Annotated in this window: 17 protein-coding genes; 9 read left to right on the forward strand and 8 right to left on the reverse strand. The window is 58.4% G+C overall.

Annotated elements, in window-relative coordinates; genetic code table 11:
• Nucleotides 1-102 precede the first annotated feature (102 nt).
• Nucleotides 103-441: a phasin family protein gene (locus ACP15U_RS03675; protein ID WP_425043791.1), complete on the forward strand. Its 339-nt coding sequence runs from the start codon at nucleotides 103-105 to the stop codon at nucleotides 439-441.
• A gap of 85 nt (nucleotides 442-526) precedes the next feature.
• Here ACP15U_RS03675 and infC read toward each other — a convergent pair whose 3' ends face one another.
• Entirely contained in the window at nucleotides 527-1075 is a 549-nt protein-coding gene (gene infC, locus ACP15U_RS03680) for a translation initiation factor IF-3 (protein WP_425044269.1), read from the reverse strand.
• A 274-nt stretch (nucleotides 1076-1349) separates the two neighbouring features.
• On the opposite strand from infC, the gene ACP15U_RS03685 reads away from it, so the two are divergent.
• On the forward strand, nucleotides 1350-1955 hold the full coding sequence (locus ACP15U_RS03685) for a hypothetical protein (protein ID WP_425043792.1): 606 nt from the start codon (nucleotides 1350-1352) through the stop codon (nucleotides 1953-1955).
• Between the two features lie 72 nt (nucleotides 1956-2027).
• Here the strand turns inward: ACP15U_RS03685 and ACP15U_RS03690 are convergent, their stop codons facing one another.
• The 6 genes from ACP15U_RS03690 to cobA all read right to left on the reverse strand — a co-directional run bounded on the left by ACP15U_RS03690 (nucleotide 2028) and on the right by cobA (nucleotide 6903).
• Nucleotides 2028-2861, reverse strand: coding sequence for a ferredoxin--NADP reductase (locus ACP15U_RS03690; RefSeq protein ID WP_425043793.1), 834 nt, complete (start codon nucleotides 2859-2861; stop codon nucleotides 2028-2030).
• 102 nt (nucleotides 2862-2963) lie between these two features.
• Entirely contained in the window at nucleotides 2964-3371 is a 408-nt protein-coding gene (locus ACP15U_RS03695; protein ID WP_425043794.1) for a DUF934 domain-containing protein, read from the reverse strand.
• Entirely contained in the window at nucleotides 3368-4129 is a 762-nt protein-coding gene (locus ACP15U_RS03700) for a phosphoadenylyl-sulfate reductase (RefSeq protein WP_425043795.1), read from the reverse strand. The genes ACP15U_RS03695 and ACP15U_RS03700 overlap by 4 nt, the downstream gene beginning before the upstream one ends.
• Nucleotides 4119-5783 (reverse strand): nitrite/sulfite reductase, encoded by a 1665-nt coding sequence (locus ACP15U_RS03705; RefSeq protein WP_425043796.1) that lies wholly within the window; start codon nucleotides 5781-5783, stop codon nucleotides 4119-4121. Before ACP15U_RS03705 ends, ACP15U_RS03700 begins: the two co-directional genes overlap by 11 nt.
• Nucleotides 5784-5809: 26 nt before the next feature.
• Nucleotides 5810-6118 (reverse strand): DUF2849 domain-containing protein, encoded by a 309-nt coding sequence (locus ACP15U_RS03710; RefSeq protein ID WP_425043797.1) that lies wholly within the window; start codon nucleotides 6116-6118, stop codon nucleotides 5810-5812.
• Complete coding sequence (gene cobA / locus ACP15U_RS03715; RefSeq protein WP_425043798.1) at nucleotides 6118-6903, reverse strand: uroporphyrinogen-III C-methyltransferase; 786 nt, start codon at nucleotides 6901-6903, stop codon at nucleotides 6118-6120. The genes ACP15U_RS03710 and cobA overlap by 1 nt, the downstream gene beginning before the upstream one ends.
• A gap of 147 nt (nucleotides 6904-7050) precedes the next feature.
• Here cobA and ACP15U_RS03720 point away from each other — a divergent pair, with 147 nt between their 5' ends.
• The 6 genes from ACP15U_RS03720 to ACP15U_RS03745 all read left to right on the forward strand — a co-directional run bounded on the left by ACP15U_RS03720 (nucleotide 7051) and on the right by ACP15U_RS03745 (nucleotide 14217).
• Entirely contained in the window at nucleotides 7051-7527 is a 477-nt protein-coding gene (locus ACP15U_RS03720; RefSeq protein ID WP_425043799.1) for an Lrp/AsnC family transcriptional regulator, read from the forward strand.
• Between the two features lie 164 nt (nucleotides 7528-7691).
• Entirely contained in the window at nucleotides 7692-9425 is a 1734-nt protein-coding gene (locus ACP15U_RS03725; protein WP_425043800.1) for a sensor histidine kinase, read from the forward strand.
• On the forward strand, nucleotides 9422-10654 hold the full coding sequence (locus tag ACP15U_RS03730; protein ID WP_425043801.1) for a sigma-54-dependent transcriptional regulator: 1233 nt from the start codon (nucleotides 9422-9424) through the stop codon (nucleotides 10652-10654). The genes ACP15U_RS03725 and ACP15U_RS03730 overlap by 4 nt, the downstream gene beginning before the upstream one ends.
• 392 nt (nucleotides 10655-11046) lie before the next feature.
• Complete coding sequence (locus ACP15U_RS03735) at nucleotides 11047-12048, forward strand: DctP family TRAP transporter solute-binding subunit (RefSeq protein ID WP_425043802.1); 1002 nt, start codon at nucleotides 11047-11049, stop codon at nucleotides 12046-12048.
• A gap of 115 nt (nucleotides 12049-12163) precedes the next feature.
• Nucleotides 12164-12841 (forward strand): TRAP transporter small permease, encoded by a 678-nt coding sequence (locus tag ACP15U_RS03740; protein WP_425043803.1) that lies wholly within the window; start codon nucleotides 12164-12166, stop codon nucleotides 12839-12841.
• Nucleotides 12841-14217, forward strand: coding sequence for a TRAP transporter large permease (locus ACP15U_RS03745; RefSeq protein ID WP_425043804.1), 1377 nt, complete (start codon nucleotides 12841-12843; stop codon nucleotides 14215-14217). The genes ACP15U_RS03740 and ACP15U_RS03745 overlap by 1 nt, the downstream gene beginning before the upstream one ends.
• Before the next feature lie 135 nt (nucleotides 14218-14352).
• Here the strand turns inward: ACP15U_RS03745 and ACP15U_RS03750 are convergent, their stop codons facing one another.
• Nucleotides 14353-15279, reverse strand: a complete 927-nt coding sequence (locus ACP15U_RS03750) for a LysR substrate-binding domain-containing protein (RefSeq protein WP_425043805.1) — start codon at nucleotides 15277-15279, stop codon at nucleotides 14353-14355.
• Between the two features lie 94 nt (nucleotides 15280-15373).
• On the opposite strand from ACP15U_RS03750, the gene ACP15U_RS03755 reads away from it, so the two are divergent.
• Nucleotides 15374-16894: a trimethylamine methyltransferase family protein gene (locus ACP15U_RS03755; protein WP_425043806.1), complete on the forward strand. Its 1521-nt coding sequence runs from the start codon at nucleotides 15374-15376 to the stop codon at nucleotides 16892-16894.
• Nucleotides 16895-16914 lie beyond the last annotated feature (20 nt).

A 16914-nucleotide genomic window follows, 5' to 3' on the forward strand; every position in this document is an offset into this window, starting at 1 on the left:
TTTTGCAACCGTGACGGAAATTCAGGTCGCCGGTTGATGGGTATCAATGCACAGTTCTCGCGCGCGTGGGATACTGCCGACAGGCAGCGAAGGAGGAATGATATGCCCAAACCCGACAAGACCGCCGATGCGGCCCAAGCTATCAGCGAAGCCATGGCCCAATTTCAGAAACTCGGTATGAGTTCGATGAACCGGATGGGTGCCGAGTGGATGGAGCAAATGAGCGACATGGGCAGCGAAGTTCTCAGCTTTGTTGCCGACCGGGTTCGCAAGGACGTCGAGCTTCAGCACAAAATCATGCATTGCACCGACCCGGCAGAGTTGCACAGAATTCAAGCCGAGTTCTGGCAGGAGGCGATCGAGCAATACTCCGCCGAAACCGGTAAGCTTGTGGAAATGGGCACCAAACCGTTCAGCGCCAAAAGCGACAGCCAGGGCTGAATTATCGAGGTTCCGAAGGCGCCACAGAACCACAAAGGCCGCCCGGTGATCGGACGGCCTGAACTGATGTGCACGCAGGAGCGGATTACTTCTGCGGCAATGGGCCGATCATCATGATCATCTGACGGCCTTCCATTTTCGGCATGTTCTCGATCTTACCGATCTCCTTGACGTCCTCTGCGACGCGCTCCAGGAGTTCACGCCCAAGATTCTGGTGCGCCATCTCGCGGCCGCGGAACCGAAGGGTCACTTTGACCTTGTCGCCGTTCTCGAGGAACTTGAAAACGTTACGCATCTTGACGTCATAGTCGTGGGTGTCGGTGTTGGGTCGGAATTTGACCTCTTTCACCTCGATGATCTTCTGCTTCTTGCGCGCTTCGCTTTCGCGCTTCTGCTGTTCATATTTGAACTTGCCGAAGTCCATGATCTTGCAGACCGGAGGATTGGCATTGGGCGAGATCTCGACCAGATCCAGACCGACATCACTAGCCATCTGCATGGCCTTGGCGGGGTGAACAACCCCCACGTTTTCGCCTTCGGCGCCGATCAGCCGGATTTCGGAAGCACGGATCTTTTCGTTGACGCGCGGGCCGGTGTCGCGTTGCGGCGGCGCGTTGTGAGGTCTGCGGGCTATGACGTTTATCCTTCTGTCATTGCGGAAAAAGTGCCCGGAAAGTATCGCTCCCGAGCGGCTGTTTCAAGCTGTTTGGGCGGTATGCCGGGGCTGAGTGTGGTTTTCAAGACCGCGATTGCACAGGCCAACGAAAAACGGGCGGGCGGATTATGGCTTGCGGGCGTGTCGCGCGGGTTTTTCCCCCTTGCCACTGCCCCTCTGCAGAGCCATTTGAAGCGCAGGACAAACTGTTGGTTTGATCCGGCAGACAGGACAAAAACAGGGGAAAAGTGCAATGAAATCAGTATTGATCGTATTGGTCCTGATCGCAGCAGCAGCCGGTGGCTACTATCTCTACAGCAATCAGGGTGGTGAACTCGCTCCCGAAATGAGCGAAGCCGAGAAGGCGATGGATGCCGCGAAAGAAAAGGCTGACGATGCTGTCGCGGCGGTGAAGGAAGCTGCCGAAGCCGCTGGCGAAGCGGCAGATGCAGCGGCAAAGGATCTGGCAGATTCGGCATCTGAGGCGGCACAGGACGCGATGGACTCGGCCAAGGAGACCGCCGAGGAGGCAGCCGCAGCCGCGAGCGAAGCGGCCCAATCAGCGGCCGAAACCGCATCACAAGCCGCGTCCGATGCGGCTGAAAGCGCGGCCAACGTTGCAAGTGAAGCCGCCGGGGCGGCTTCTTCGATGACCAGTGACCTGATGGCCAAGGCATCGGAATTCCTGACAGAGGACGGCTTCGACTATGACAAGGTCATGGAGTTGATCGATACGTCGTCGCTGGAAGACAGTGTCAAGGAAACGCTGAAATCGGCAGTCACAACAGCCAAGGACAGCCCCGAACTTCTGGCGCAGGCGCTGGAACAGGTAAAAACGGCGCTTGGATTGAAAAGCTGAATTTCACATCAGCTATGAATCGCAAAAGGGCGCCTGTTCAAGGCGCCCTTTTTCATTCGGGGTAATCGGTATTTAGCCTACGAAAGCTTTTTCAATCACGAACTCCTTGGGTTCGGAATTGGCGCCCTCGCGCAGCCCGAACTCTTCGAGGATATCCTTGATGTCATGGTTGAAGGCAAGGCTGCCACAGACCATTGCACGATCTGTTTCCGGCTTGATCCCACCTTCGATGTTCAGGTCGGCAAACACTGTGCCATCCTTGAGCAGGTCGGTAATCCGGCCCATCTTAGGGCTCTGCTCGCGGGTGGTGGTCGGGTAGTAGCGGATCTTGTCGGCAAAGCCTTCGCCCATCAGTTCCGCCAGCAATTCGTCGTTTCGAACGTCTTCGATTAGCTGACGGCCATATTCCAGCTCGGCAACGTCGCGGCAGGTATGGGTGATGATGACCTCGTCGTAATCCTCGTAGGTCTGCGGTTCGCGCAGCAGCGAGGCAAAGGGGGCAAAGCCGGTTCCAGTGGCAAAGAACCAGATCCGCTTTCCCGGCAGAAGGGCGTCATGCACCAGCGTCCCCACCGGTTTCGGCCGCAGAATAATCTGATCGCCGGGCTGTATGTGCTGCAATTTCGAGGTCAGCGGACCGTCCTGCACTTTGATCGAATAAAATTCGAGCTCTTCGTCCCAGCTGGGCGACGCAATCGAGTAAGCACGCAGGAGCGGTTTGCCGTTATCTCCCAGCAGCCCAATCATCACAAACTCACCCGAGCGGAACCGCAGGCTTTGCGGACGGGTCACCCGGAATGAAAAAAGTCTGTCGGTCCAGTGCTTTACGTCCAGAACGGTCTGGGCATCGGGCAGAACGGGGGCCTTGACGGCTGTGGCTTCGGTCACGGATTTCATCTCTGTCATCGTTTCACTGCCGGTGAATTAAACCGACATCTCCGTTTAATCATTGATCCATGTCAGGAAAAGGGGCGGATCGCCCCTTTGTTGCGACGTTCCCACAATGGGTTAACCGCGCAGCCTTGCCTGATAGTTGTTGTCTTTCCAGTCGGCGCGGGACAGCCACTGATCTTCTGGCTGGCGAGCGGCCAGCGCATCATCAATCTCGACTTCGTCGAAACCTGCGCGGCGAGCCATTGCATATTGGTCGGCTATCACGTGGCCTTTGGCGCGCAATCGACCCGTAAAACCCTTCAGGCGCAAAACTCGGGCAATGGTGAAGCCGCGACCATCGGCAAAGGACGGGAAATCCACCCGAACCATGCGCGCGTTGCCCAGCCGGTCGAACAGCTCATCGGGATTGGTGTCCGAGGTCACATCCAGCGCCACCACGTCATTCGCCGCCTCATCGGCAGCGATAAACCCATCGGTCCAGTCTTCGGGCTGAAAACCCGTGTCAGTCACGATCACAGTCATGTCTTTGCTCCTATACGCACCATTTTGCCATCGACGAAATGGATGCCGCATTCTTCCTTGTTCTGGTCGCGCCAGCGTCCGGCGCGGGGATCTTCACCCTCTTTGACCGGCGAGGTGCAGGGCGCACATCCGATCGACGGGTAACCTTTGGCCACCAACGGATGTCGGGGCAGGCGGTTTTCTTCCATGTAGGCACGCACATCCTCGGGCGCCCAGTGGGCAAGAGGGTTGACCTTGATCCGGCCGGTGCCGTCTTCGACTTCGAAAAAGTCCATTGCCGCGCGGGTGCCGGACTGGAACCGTTTGCGGCCAGTAATCCAGCCGTCATAACCCGCCAGCGCCCGTTGCAACGGGATCGTTTTGCGCAAGGTACAGCAAGCATCAGTATCGCCTAGCCGCAAAGCACCATATGGATCCTCGCGTTCGATATCTTCCTGATTCGCGCGGATCACCGAGACATTCCGCAACCCGAGCCGTTCTGCAACTTCGGCCTGATAGACCAGGGTTTCAGCAAACAGCAACTGGGTGTCCACGAACAAAACAGGCGTGTCCCGATCGCTCACCGCAGCCATGTGCAGCAGCACCACCGATTCCGCGCCAAAGCTGGAGACCAGAGCGATCTCTCCGGCCTCCTGCAAGGCACCGTGCATCACATCATGCGCACTGTGATGGCGAAACCGGGCGTTCAGAGCGTTAACCTTTTCGGTCAGTTCGCTCCGATCCCTGCCCAGTTCCGTCTGGATTTCATCAAGCGGCATTGGCACGCGTCTCGGAGTAGAGGGCCGCCTTGAACGGCGCCATGCCGACACGGCGATAGGTTTCGAGGAAGGTTTCCTCGGAACTGTCGCGCAGATCGAGATAGGCATATACCAACCGCTCGATCGCAGGAACGATCTGGTCATAGGCAAAGCCCGGACCGGTGCGTTCACCGATGGTCGCGTTCTCGGTGCCATCACCGCCCAGCGTGATTTGGTAGTTTTCCACGCCTGCCCGGTCGAGGCCGAGAATACCGATGTGGCCAACATGGTGATGCCCGCAGGCATTGATGCAGCCCGAGATCTTGATCTTCAGCTCACCAATGTCGTTCTCCAGCTTCAGCTCTTCGAACCGGGTTGCGATCTGCTGCGCGACCGGGATTGAACGGGCCGTTGCCAGAGCGCAGTAATCCATGCCGGGGCAGGCGATGATATCCGAGATCAGCCCGATATTGGCGGTGGCCAGATCATGTTCCTTAAGCTTCGCGTGAATTGCTGGCAGGTCCGATTTGTGGACATGCGGCAGGATCACGTTCTGCTCGTGGCTGATGCGCAGTTCGTCATAGCCAAACTGCTCGGCCAGATCCGCCATGACCCGCATCTGCTCGGCGGTCGCATCACCGGGAGTGGCGCCGTGTTTCTTGATCGAGATGGTCACAATCGCATGATCCGCCTTTTTGTGCGGCACGATGTTCGTGTCGACCCAGCTGCGGAACACGGGATCATTGGAGTACGCGCCTTCAAAGGCGGCAACAGATCCTTGGCGGAATGCAGGGGCCGCGAAGTGCGATTTAATCTCTTCCAACAGCTCCATGTCGGCGCCCTTGAACTTTGGGCGAACCCGCTCGAACCGATCTTCGACGCGGGCGCGGATATCGTCGATACCGTGCTCGTGCACAGTGATCTTGATACGTGCCTTGTACTTGTTGTCGCGCCGCCCGATCTGGTTCCAGACCGATACAGTTGCTTCAAGATAGGCCAGCAGGTCGTCGAAGGCGACAAAGGGGCTGAGTTCCTTGCCGATCATCGGGGTGCGGCCCAAGCCGCCGCCCACGATCACACGGGCACCCAGAGCGCCATCACGCTCAACCAGTTGAAGACCGATGTCGTGCGCCTTGATCACGGCACGGTCGTTTTCTGAGCCGGTGATGGCAATCTTGAATTTGCGCGGCATGAACTGGAACTCGGGGTGATCCGTCGACCACTGGCGCAGCAGTTCCGCATAGGGGCGCGGATCGGCGATTTCGTCCGCGGCGGCTCCGGCGAAATGGTCGGCGGTCACGTTGCGGATAGTATTGCCGCTGGTTTGGATCGCGTGCAGGCCAACTTCGGCCAAAGCGTCCAGCATATCCGGCACATCGCGCAGCTTCGGCCAATTGTACTGAATATTCTGGCGGGTCGTGAAGTGGCCGTAACCACGGTCCCATTTCTCGGCCAGCAGAGCGAGCTGGCGCATCTGCGCGCTCGACAGGGTGCCATAGGGGATCGCAACCCGCAGCATGTAGGCATGCAGCTGCAGATACAGGCCATTCATCAGGCGCAGAGGCTTGAACTCATCCTCGGTCAACGACCCGTCGATGCGACGCTCGACCTGGGCACGGAACTGTGCGTTCCGGGTCGCGAGAAAGGCATGATCGAATTCGGAATAGCGATACATATTGGCTGTCCTTTCCTGCAAGCCGCTCAGGATGCGGCTGCGGTTTCCTGTTTTCCGTGGAAGTAGTTCGAGGGGCCGGTGCGCCGGAATTCTTCACGGAAATGAGTGGGTTCGGGGCCGTTCTTGCCAGCGGTCGCATCTGCAAGATAGGCGCCGACGATCACGTCTGCCTGTTTTTCGGCTTCGAGCAATCGCAGCTGGCCATGGGCTTCATCGGTGATCAGTTCTGCGTCTGCGAGGTCGCGGCTCCAGCGGTCGTCCTTGGTGAGGTAGACGACGTCGCCTTCGAGCAGGTCATTCGCGGTTACGACTTTCGGGGTAAATGCACGGGCCATCAGGCAAGCTCCTGTTGCAAATCGGTGGCAGCCCGCACCGCATCGCGGGGTGCAAGGCCGAAAAGGGTAAGAACGGGGCCGGTCAATCCTGCGTCAGCAAGAATGGCGGGCAGGTTATCGAGGGTTGCTGCCAGCACGCGTTGATCGGGGCGGGAGGCGTTTTCGACCAAGGTCACCGGCGTGGAGCGGTCAGCCCCGTGCATGATCAACCGGCCTTGCACGAAACGTGCGGATTTTTTGCCCATGTAGATCGCGGCCACTTCGCCGGGACGGGCAAGGGCGGCCCAGTCGTGATCGGCAAACCCCTTCATGTCATGGCCGGTTACCAGCCTAACCGAGGAATTCCGCCCGCGACGTGTCAGGCTTTGACCGATACCTGCCACCGCAGCTGAGGCAGACGTGATGCCTGGAACAATGCGCCATGAAATTCCAGCGGCCTCTACGGCTTCGATTTCCTCATCGAGACGGCCAAAGACGGTCGGGTCGCCTGACTTCAGCCGGACCACCCGCTTGCCTTCGGCGGCAAGCCGAACCAGCAATGCGTCGATATCTTCTTGTTTCCACGATGGCCCGAACCCCGCCTTTCCCACGTCGAGCAATTCGGCAGATGCTGACGCGAGCACCAGAATTTCGTCCGAGATCAACCGGTCGTGCAGAACCACGTCCGCAGCGTCGAACGCACGCAAAGCCTTCAACGTCAGCAACTCCGGGTCACCCGGTCCGGCGCCGACGAAATCGACGTGACCGGACCGGGAGCCGGGGGGGTGAGGAGTAGAAACGGACATTCTGGCGCACTCTGGTTCAAACATTGACTTGAGGTGGAATATAGGAAATGTTCCCGGCATCGCGCTATATATCGGCGCAAATAAGGAATAATGTTCCGGTTTCGACGCGAAATGGAACGTCGGTCTTGAATTAGAGGAAAAACGCGAATGACGGTGCGCATAGATGCCACGGATCGAAAAATCCTTGCGGAGCTACAGCGGGACGCAAGCCAGTCATTGGACGAAATTGCAACCCAAGTCGGTTCTTCCAAGACCCCGGTTTGGAATCGAATCCGCAAATTGAAAGCCGCGGGCGTGATTGGTCAGCAGACCGTGGTGCTGGATGCTGACGCCTTGGGTTTTGAGGCGTGCTTTTTCGTGTTGATCCGAACATCGGAGCACGAAGCGGAATGGCAGAAGAAATTTCTCAAGGCGCTTCAGGATCGACCCGAAGTGCAAGAGGCGCATCGCCTCGCTGGCGATATCGACTACATTTTGAAAGTGCGGGTCAGAAATGCGCGTGCTTATGATGCCTTCTATCAAGCGCTGATATCTGAAGTTAAGGTCCACAACGTGACGGCCCTGCTATCGATGGAAGAGATCAAGTCCACGACCGCGTTGCCTCTGGATCAGGTTGACGCCTGAGGCCGTACTGTCGCCGCAACCGTGTTTCCTTTGCCAAGCGGCATGGAAGTTTCGCGAACGCCCGGAGTAGGGGGCGCTTGGTCAACCGGCTCGGTTTCCCTGCTGCTCTTGCCACTGCGTGCCAGCGATGCCAGACCTGTTGCGGAGGTTACGGGATAGGCGTCATGCGGCGGTGGTGGATCATATCTGGATTTTTGGCGGCTGTGGCCGGCCTTTCCGCAGCGGTCTGGTTATCGGGCTACCGTCAGGCCCTCGGACAGCTTGCATTGCAGGCCGATGCGGATCTGGAGCTGGCCAGTGACCGATTGAGTTCGCAATTGCAGGTTTATCAGGAACTTGCGGTTTTAATCTCGGATCATCCTGCTCTTCGAAACCTTGGCTCGCCCGGTCGGCGGCCTGAGGCGCGGCGACTGCTTCGCGAGGTGGCAGACAAGACTGCTGCGCTTGATGTGATTTACGCCGGTGCGAACGGGATTGTGCTGGCCGCCGCGCAGGCGGTCGAAGGGCGGAACGTCTCGTCCAGCCCCGCCTTTCAACGGGCCATGCACGGAGCCTTGGGCAGCGAGCATGGGGTTCTGCCAGGCACAGGGGGGCGCGCATATACATATGCGGCGCCGGCATTCGATGCGGAAGGCAAGGTGCGCGGCGCGGTCATCGTGGTGGCCGATGTCGAGGATGTCGAACAGACATGGCGGGGCAGCACGCCAGCGGTCTTTTTCACCGATCAAGGTGGCGAGGTCTTTATCTCGAACCGGTCGGAACTGCTGTTTTGGACACGGCCTGAGCAGTCGCCGGGGCTGGTTCCTGTCGAGGGACCGGAATTGCCGTTTGCTGCACGGACAGTCGGCGGGCACGAAATCTGGACGATGGGATGGGGGCCATATCTTCCGATCCGCGGTCTGCACATGACCCGCGACCTTCCTGTCATCGGGATGCGGGCCGAAGTGTTGCGTGACGTGGCCCCTGCACGAAGGCTTGCCGCATTGCAGGCCGCTGCAGTGGCCGCGATCTGCTTGGCCTTCGGAGCAATGCTCTTCCTAGCGACCGAACGGCGACGCGCGCTTGCAGAGGCAAATCAGGTTCTCGAAAGTCAGGTGACCAAGCGAACCCGGGCGTTGTCGACCACCAACGTACGATTGCGGCAGGAAATCACTGAGCGCGAAGAGGCTGAAGCCGCTCTCAAGCAGGCACAGGCCGAGCTGGTGCAGGCCGGTAAACTAAGCGCATTGGGCCAGATGTCAGCGGGCATCAGCCACGAGCTGAACCAACCGCTGATGGCAATCGGGCAATTTGCCGAAAACGGTGAAGCTTTTTTGAAACGCGGGCGCGTTGACAAGGCAGGTGAAAACCTCGGAAGGATATCCGAGATGGCCGCCCGGATGGCGCGGATCATCCGAAATCTTCGCGCCTTTGCCCGCAACGAAAGCGAGCCAATGGGAAAGGTGGACGTGGCGCAGGTGATCGACGCAGCAGTAGAGCTCACCGAGGCTCGGTTGCGGGCTGAGGGCGTGGAGCTTGATTGGAACCGGCCCGGGCATCCGGTCTATGCGTGGGGAGGGGAAGTGCGCCTCAGTCAGGTTTTCGTCAACCTTATCAACAATGCCGCCGACGCAATGGATGGACAGGCTGAAAAGCGAATTGGTATATCCTTGACGGCGGGTCCGCGGCTTCAAGTGGCTGTGCGGGATATCGGGCCCGGCATCGCCGATCCGGAAAAAATCTTTGAACCATTTTATTCCACAAAGGCCGTAGGAAGCGCTGATGGCATGGGTCTTGGGCTGTCGATCTCCTATGGGCTGGTGCAGAGCTTTGGCGGCAATATTCGCGGAGCAAACGCGGCTCCGGGGGCCGTTTTCACGGTCGAATTGGAGCCATTCAGAGAGGACGAAGCCGCATGACCCGCAAGGTTCTTCTGGTTGATGACGATGCCGCGGTTCGCGAGGCGCTGGGCCAGACGCTGGAACTTGCCGATCTCGAAGCGATTTCTGCGGGATCCTTCGTGGCCGCAAAGGATCACATCGGGCCAGCGTTCGAGGGCGTCATCCTGTCCGATATCCGGATGCCCGGTCGGGATGGGTTTCACCTGCTGTCCTACGCCCGCGAAATGGATCCGGAACTGCCGGTGGTCCTGCTGACCGGAGAGGGTGACATACCAATGGCAGTCGAGGCCATGGAGCAAGGTGCATTCGGCTTTTTGGAAAAACCCTGCGCGGCGGCCGATCTGCTCGAGGTTCTGGAACGTGCGCTCGCAGAACGGGTCCGCGTAATGGAGAACAGGGCACTCAAGCGGCAGGTCGAAAGCGGGGACCCGGCGGCGCGGATGATCTTTGGCGTGTCTACACTGGCCGAAGCCCTGCGAGAACGGGTGCGCAGCGCGGCCCCGACCGGTGCCGAGGTTCTGGTGACCGGCCCCACCGGCAGTGGAATTTCCAAGGTGGCTGACGTGATCCACCTCATGTCACCTTCGGCGCAGGGGCCTTTTGTCAAGCGGCCGTCCTCAGGACTGAGCGCGGGTCTGTTCGCAGAACTGTGTTCGGAAGCAGCCGGCGGATCGTTGTTTCTGGACGAGGTTTCAGCAATGCCGGAACCTACGCAATATGCAGTGTTGGAGCGGATGGAGCAGGGGCTCGAAACTCGGATTCTTGCGGGAACGACTGCTGATCTGGCTGACTTGTCTGCACGGGGAAAATTCAATGCGGATCTGTACTATCGTCTGGATGTGATGCGGGTACGGATACCGGCTTTGTCCGAGCGTCGCGATGATATCCCGGTGATCTTTCGGCATTATGTGGCACAGGCGGCAGAACAGGCAGGCATAGCGCCACCCGAAATCGCTCCGGATCATCTGGCGTCGCTGATGGGGCAAGACTGGCCCGGAAACACCCGGTCATTGATGTCCGAGGCCATGCGCTTTGTGCTTGGGATGACCGAAGAGGTGGGAGATGCCGAAGGCCTCGGGCTGGCCGAACAAATGGCACAGGTCGAACGGTCGTTGTTGATTGCCGCGCTTGGGAGGTGTGAAGGCCGGGCCTCGGAAGCTGCGAAGGCTTTGAAGCTGCCGCGAAAAACCTTCTACGACAAGTTGGCAAAATACGGCATCAAGCCTGAAACATTTCGCGGATCGTGAGACTATTCTGCGCCACCGGCCCCAGGTTTATCCCGCCGAAACCCGGCTTTGGCGCCTGAAACAGCTCTGCAATCTGGGCAGGAAAAGTCGTCGGGCTGAGGAACCTGCACGATTCGTTTCCCTTTTCGGAACTGTGCGGTTTTTCGGACAAGTTGAATTGCAGCCGTGTGAAATCTCGCACAGCTGGTTCTCAATGATGCTGAGAGTCACCTCGGAAATCAGATCTATGCTGCTGATTAGTAAAAATAAATTCTACTATCAGTGACGAGTTTCGACCGGCTGTTGAGCGGTGAGATTCGATTCGCTTCACTCCCCTCAGCGCGCCGGATGCCCAAGATGAAACGGTTTCCGGCCCCGCTGGTTTCAAGGATGACCCGGGAGGAGAAGAGACCATGAAATTCCTGACCACCGCAGCCACAGCACTGGCACTTTCCGTCACCGCAACAGCAGGTTTCGCGGCCTGTGACGATGGCGAGATTGTTGTGAAATTCGCGCATGTGACCAACACCGACAAGCACCCCAAAGGGATCGCCGCATCGCTTCTGGAAAGCCGTGTGAACGAAGAAATGAACGGCAAGATGTGCATGGAGGTCTATCCCAACTCCACGCTCTATAACGACAACAAAGTGCTTGAGGCGATGTTGCAGGGCGATGTCCAACTGGCTGCACCTTCGCTGTCGAAGTTTGAGAAATTCACCAAACAGTTCCGTCTGTTCGACCTGCCTTTCATGTTCAAGAACATCGAAGCTGTGGACGCGTTTCAGGCCTCGGCCGAAGGGCAGGCCATGCTGGACAGCATGCAGCGTCGCGGTCTCCAGGGGCTGGCCTTCTGGCATAACGGCATGAAGCAAATGTCGGCCAACAAGCCGTTGGTTGATCCGACCGACGCAAATGGGCTGAAATTCCGTGTTCAGAGCTCGGACGTGCTTGTTGCCCAGATGGAAGCCATTGGTGGTTCGCCGCAAAAGATGGCCTTTTCCGAGGTTTACGGCGCACTTCAGCAGGGCGTTGTGGACGGGCAGGAGAACACCTGGTCGAACATCTACGGCAAGAAGTTCTTTGAGGTTCAGGACGGCGTGACCGAAACCAACCACGGCATCATCGACTACCTTGTTGTGACAAGTGTTGACTGGCTCGACAGCCTGCCTGAGGACGTGCGTGACCAGTTCACCACCATCCTTTCCGAGGTCACCGAGGCCCGCAATAAAGAGTCGTTTGCGGTGAACGAGGCTGCCAAGCAGTCGATCCTCGATGCCGGTGGCGAGATCCGGTCCCTGACACCTGAACAGCGCCAGGCTTGGGTCGATACGATGAAGCCGGTTTGGGACAAGTTTGCCGGCGATGTCGGTCAGGAAAAGATCGACGCCGCACAGGCAATCAACGCAGGGCTCTGAGCCCGGCCAACAGCGGCCGCGTCTGAGGACTGGGGAGTGTCAGGCGCGGCAGCCCGGCGGGTCGGCAAACGGCCCGCCAGCTTCCAATCAACCAAAAATGGATGGGGACAGTGTCATGTCTGGATCGAGTTCCGGCCCGCCCGGAGTAGTCGACCAGATCGAGGAGACCGTGATCGCGTTGCTCCTGGGTCTGATGACTGTGGTGACTTTTGCCAATGTGATCGCGCGTTTCGTTTTCAACTCGAACATTCTCTGGGCGCTTGAGCTGACCGTGTTCATGTTCGCTTGGCTTGTGCTGCTGGGCTCGTCCTATGCGGTCAAGAAACATGCACATCTCGGGGTCGATGCGATCCTGAACATGCTGGCTCCGGCGCCGCGCAGGATTCTGGCCCTGTTTGCCGTTGGCTGTTGTGTGGCTTTCTCGCTCCTGATGCTGAAAGGCGCATACGACTACTGGGCGGTTTTTGCCGATCTGCCACCCACTTCGGGGCGTTGGTTCCCCACGGGTTTTGATATGAAGGCCAGGTCACAGAGCTTCTATGAAGTGCAGGACGTCCCCATGGTGGCGTGGTTGCGCTGGCTCGAGGACGCGATCAATTATGGTGAAGCATACGAGAAACTGCCCAAGGTGGTGCCGTACATCGTTCTGCCCGTTTCGATGCTGCTTTTGGTGATCCGGTTTGTCCAGGTTGCGCTGCAGATCCTGCGCGGCGAGGCCGATCGCCTTGTTGCCAGCCACGAAGTCGAAGACGAACTGGAAGACATGCGCCAAAACCAGGGAGGGCAGAACTGATGGAAGTTGTTCTTCTCTTTGGTATGGTCATCGGCCTGCTGCTGATCGGTGTGCCGATCGCGGTATCGCTGGGGCTGAGCTCCACCATTTTCCTGCTGATCTACTCCGACAGTTCGCTCGCATCGGTCGCAGGCACCCTGTTCGAAGCATTCGAAGGGCATTTCACTCTGCTGGCGATCCCCTTCTTCATTCTGGCATCAAGCTTTATGACCACCGGCGGTGTGGCGCGGCGGATCATCCGCTTTTCCATCGCTTGCGTTGGGCATCTGCCGGGCGGCTTGGCCATTGCCGGCGTGTTTGCGTGTATGCTGTTTGCGGCCCTTTCGGGGTCATCGCCCGCCACCGTCGTCGCAATCGGTTCGATTGTGATCGCGGGCATGCGACAGGTCGGTTATTCCAAGGACTTTGCCGCCGGTGTGATCTGTAACGCGGGGACCTTGGGTATCCTGATCCCGCCGTCGATCGTGATGGTGGTCTATGCCGCTGCCGTCGAGGTTTCGGTCGGCCGAATGTTCCTTGCCGGTGTAATCCCCGGGCTTCTCGCCGGTCTGATGCTGATGGTGACAATTTACGTGATCGCCAAGGTCCGCAACTTGCCGAAAGGTGAATGGCTGGGTTGGGGCGAGATCTTTACGTCTGCCCGCGAAGCAGGGTGGGGTCTGTTCCTGATCGTGATCATTTTGGGCGGGATCTATGGGGGGATCTTCACCCCGACCGAAGCCGCGGCCGTTGCCGCCGTCTACGCCTTTTTCATTGCCAGCTTTGTCTACAAGGATATGGGGCCGCTCAGCACCGAGGGTGACCAATCCAATCTGTCTTTGCTGAACAAGCCCAAAGCTCTGATAACGGCATTTTTTCACCCTGATACCAAGCACACCCTGTTCGAGGCCGGCAAGCTGACTGTGACGCTTCTCTTCGTGATCGCGAACGCGCTGATCCTCAAGCACGTGCTGACAGACGAACAGGTGCCGCAGCATATCGCCAGCGCCATGCTGTCGGCAGGGTTCGGCCCGGTGATGTTCCTTGTCGTGGTGAACGTGATTCTGCTGATCGGCGGTCAGTTCATGGAGCCCTCGGGTCTTCTGGTGATCGTCGCGCCGCTGGTGTTTCCGATTGCGATTGAGCTGGGCATCGACCCGATCCATCTGGGCATCATAATGGTGGTGAACATGGAAATCGGAATGATTACCCCGCCTGTCGGCCTGAACCTTTTTGTGACCTCGGGCGTTGCGGGTATGCCGATGATGCGGGTGGTGCGGGCGGCGCTGCCGTTCCTTGCGGTGCTCTTCGTCTTCCTCATCATGGTCACATACATCCCCTGGCTTTCGACATACCTGCCCAATACCTTCATGGGGCCGGAGATCGTGACCAAGTAGGATTATCCTGCCAGAACAAGTGGACCGGCGCCTGCAAATGGCGCCGGTTTGCGTTTTGAAGCCGAAGCAAATTGACTGATGCCTTGGTCATCGGCTTTGGCGCTGGTCCAAGTAATGGCGCTAACTGAACAGCTTTCAGCGGACAGCCGGATCACCGTCGAGTGCCGCCACCGAGATGATCCAATCCCGCGTGCGCTGGGCCTGAGGGATAAGGGGCGTGTTGCGCGACCAGACGAGATAGAACCCCGCGCCGGTTTCCCAGCTCCATTCCTGTCTCGCGACAAGCAAACCCTGCGCAATCAACCCCTGCGTGACATGTTTCCAGCCAAAAGCGAAACCTTCTCCGGCCATCGTCGCCTGCAACACGAGTGCATAGTCATTTAGCCGCAAACCTGCGGTCGGGGGGCGGTCCTTGATACCGTAGTGGCGGAAAAACTGCCCCCATGTCGGTCTTTCCCGCACCGGTTCCTCGAGATGGATCAGCCTCTGCGACAGCAGATCCTGTGGCTGCTGCATTTCCCGCGCAGCCGACATGACCGGGGGGGCGGCGATGGGATAGATCACTTCGGGAGCGATCAGGTGGGCATGAACACCGGGCCAGGTTCCATTGCCTCTTCTTATGGCTAGGCTGATCCCTTCGGCGTCAATGTCAGGCTCTCTGTCAGATGTTTGGAGACGCAGATCGATATCAGGATGCTGATCATGTAACTGTGACAGACAGGGCACCATCCAGTAGTAGGCAAAAGCAGTCGATACGGACAGGGTTACGTGATCGTTCCGGCCCCGTTGGTGCACCGCCCTTGCGGATGTAAGAATGCGCTCCAATGCCGTTGAAATATCAGAGTAAAGCCGCTCTCCGGCGGGTGTCAGGGCGACTCTTCGATGGCTGCGCTCGAACAAGGCCACCCCCAATGATGTTTCCATCTGCTTGATCGCCGCGCTGACGGCAGGTTGCTGCACATTCAACTCTCTGGCTGCCTGTGTGAATGACCGATGCCGGGCGGCGGCCTCAAAAACAATAAGGTGTCGTGGCGAGGACAGGAGTTTCCAGAGCTCTTGCATAACTGACAGTTATCCAAGCCATTGATTTTTTCAAGCGTCACAAAACCGGTTCCGCGACCTAACTTGCTTTTGGAAACGCCTTGGAGAGCCCGGCATGGCCCGTCGCGCCCGCGCCTCGCGCAACAGACAACTCCTACCTCCCGGTGCCCCCGCATCGCCCTTTGTCCGGCGTATGCTGCCGTTTTTCGATATGCTCGACGAAGACCAGATTGAACGATTGGAGTCTCAGGTCGACTGGATACTCGAGGATGTTGGGATAGCATTTCGTGACGACCCCGAGGCGCTGCGTATCTGGAAAGATGCAGGTGCCCGGATCGATACCGATATCGTGCGGGCCGATGCAGAATGGATCCGGTCGTTATGCGCCAAGGCTCCGCAAGAGTTTACCCAGATTGCCCGAAACCCTGAACGTTCGGTGAAGATTGGCGGATCAAATCAAGTGTTTGCTCCGATTTATGGCGCGCCTTTTGTGCGAGATCTGGAAGGCGGGCACAGATACGGCGACATGGACAGCTTTCGAAAGCTGGTTCAACTCGCCTACATGCATCCGAACCTGCATCATACGGGGCTGGTGATCTGCGAACCCTGCGATGTCCCTGTCAGCAAACGCCATCTGGACATGGTCTTTGCGCATATGACCCTCAGCGACAAACCGCATCTCGGCGCCATCACCGAGATGAGCCGCGCACAGGACAGTATCGACATGGCCGAGATCGTGCATGGGCGCGATGTCATGGAAAACAACTGCGTTATCATGGGTAACGTGAACACCAATTCGCCACTTCTGGTGGACAAGGTGGTGACCGAAGCCATCCGGGCATATTGCGGCCGCGGGCAGGGGATCGTCGTGGTACCGTTTATCCTGTCAGGGGCTATGGGGCCGGTGTCGACCGCGGCTTCGGTCGCGCAGGCCATGGCCGAGGCCATGATGTGCTGCGCCTTTGCCCAACTTGTGAGGCCGGGCGCCTCATTTGTTCTCGGCAATTTCCTGAGTTCGATGTCGCTGAAATCCGGAGCACCCACCTTTGGAATGCCGGAGCCGGTACTGTCGAACTATGTGATCGGGCAACTTGCCCGCCGTGTCGGTTTGCCCCTGCGCTGCGGAGGGTCGTTGACGGCCTCGAAACTGGAAGACGCCCAAGCCGCCTATGAAAGCGCCGATTCGATGCACTCAACGATGATGGCAGGCGCCAATTTCGTGCTTCACGCCGCTGGTTGGCTGGAAGGGGGATTATGTACCGGCTTCGAAAAGCTGATCATGGATGCGGATCGGCTGGGATCGTATCAAAAGCTGCTGGGACAAGGGCTTGATACCGGTGATGAGGCCTTTGCCCGCGACGCCTATGGCGAGGTGGCACCCGGCGGGCATTTCCTTGGTTCAGCGCATACGATGCGCAACTACAAAACGGCCTTTTATGAGCCAAAGCTGAGCGACAGCGAGAATATCGAAAGCTGGGAAGAGGGCGGGGCCAAGGACATGAGGCACCGCGCCTATACCTGCTGGAACCAGATGCTCGACCACTACGAAAAGCCGGCGATTGACCCTGCCAAGGAAGAAGAACTGATCGCGTTCGTTGAGCGCCGCAAAAGGGAGCTTCCTGATGCGTGGTATTGAGACTGGCGGCGTCGCCAATC

This window comes from Primorskyibacter sp. S87 (assembly GCF_049801055.1).
Classification (GTDB): Bacteria; Pseudomonadota; Alphaproteobacteria; order Rhodobacterales; family Rhodobacteraceae; genus JBNAGF01.

Bases quoted from the DNA above. Each gene is read 5' to 3' on its own strand.
- ACP15U_RS03675 (WP_425043791.1), top strand. From the start codon at position 103: ATGCCCAAACCCGACAAGACCGCCGATGCGGCCCAAGCTATCAGCGAA.
- ACP15U_RS03690 (WP_425043793.1), bottom strand. From the start codon at position 2,861: ATGACAGAGATGAAATCCGTGACCGAAGCCACAGCCGTCAAGGCCCCC.
- ACP15U_RS03750 (WP_425043805.1), bottom strand. From the start codon at position 15,279: ATGCAAGAGCTCTGGAAACTCCTGTCCTCGCCACGACACCTTATTGTT.
- ACP15U_RS03700 (WP_425043795.1), bottom strand. From the start codon at position 4,129: ATGCCGCTTGATGAAATCCAGACGGAACTGGGCAGGGATCGGAGCGAA.
- ACP15U_RS03755 (WP_425043806.1), top strand. From the start codon at position 15,374: ATGGCCCGTCGCGCCCGCGCCTCGCGCAACAGACAACTCCTACCTCCC.
- ACP15U_RS03745 (WP_425043804.1), top strand. From the start codon at position 12,841: ATGGAAGTTGTTCTTCTCTTTGGTATGGTCATCGGCCTGCTGCTGATC.
- ACP15U_RS03710 (WP_425043797.1), bottom strand. From the start codon at position 6,118: ATGGCCCGTGCATTTACCCCGAAAGTCGTAACCGCGAATGACCTGCTC.
- ACP15U_RS03685 (WP_425043792.1), top strand. From the start codon at position 1,350: ATGAAATCAGTATTGATCGTATTGGTCCTGATCGCAGCAGCAGCCGGT.
- cobA (WP_425043798.1), bottom strand. From the start codon at position 6,903: ATGTCCGTTTCTACTCCTCACCCCCCCGGCTCCCGGTCCGGTCACGTC.
- ACP15U_RS03740 (WP_425043803.1), top strand. From the start codon at position 12,164: ATGTCTGGATCGAGTTCCGGCCCGCCCGGAGTAGTCGACCAGATCGAG.
- ACP15U_RS03725 (WP_425043800.1), top strand. From the start codon at position 7,692: ATGCGGCGGTGGTGGATCATATCTGGATTTTTGGCGGCTGTGGCCGGC.
- ACP15U_RS03735 (WP_425043802.1), top strand. From the start codon at position 11,047: ATGAAATTCCTGACCACCGCAGCCACAGCACTGGCACTTTCCGTCACC.
- ACP15U_RS03705 (WP_425043796.1), bottom strand. From the start codon at position 5,783: ATGTATCGCTATTCCGAATTCGATCATGCCTTTCTCGCGACCCGGAAC.
- ACP15U_RS03730 (WP_425043801.1), top strand. From the start codon at position 9,422: ATGACCCGCAAGGTTCTTCTGGTTGATGACGATGCCGCGGTTCGCGAG.
- ACP15U_RS03695 (WP_425043794.1), bottom strand. From the start codon at position 3,371: ATGACTGTGATCGTGACTGACACGGGTTTTCAGCCCGAAGACTGGACC.
- ACP15U_RS03720 (WP_425043799.1), top strand. From the start codon at position 7,051: ATGACGGTGCGCATAGATGCCACGGATCGAAAAATCCTTGCGGAGCTA.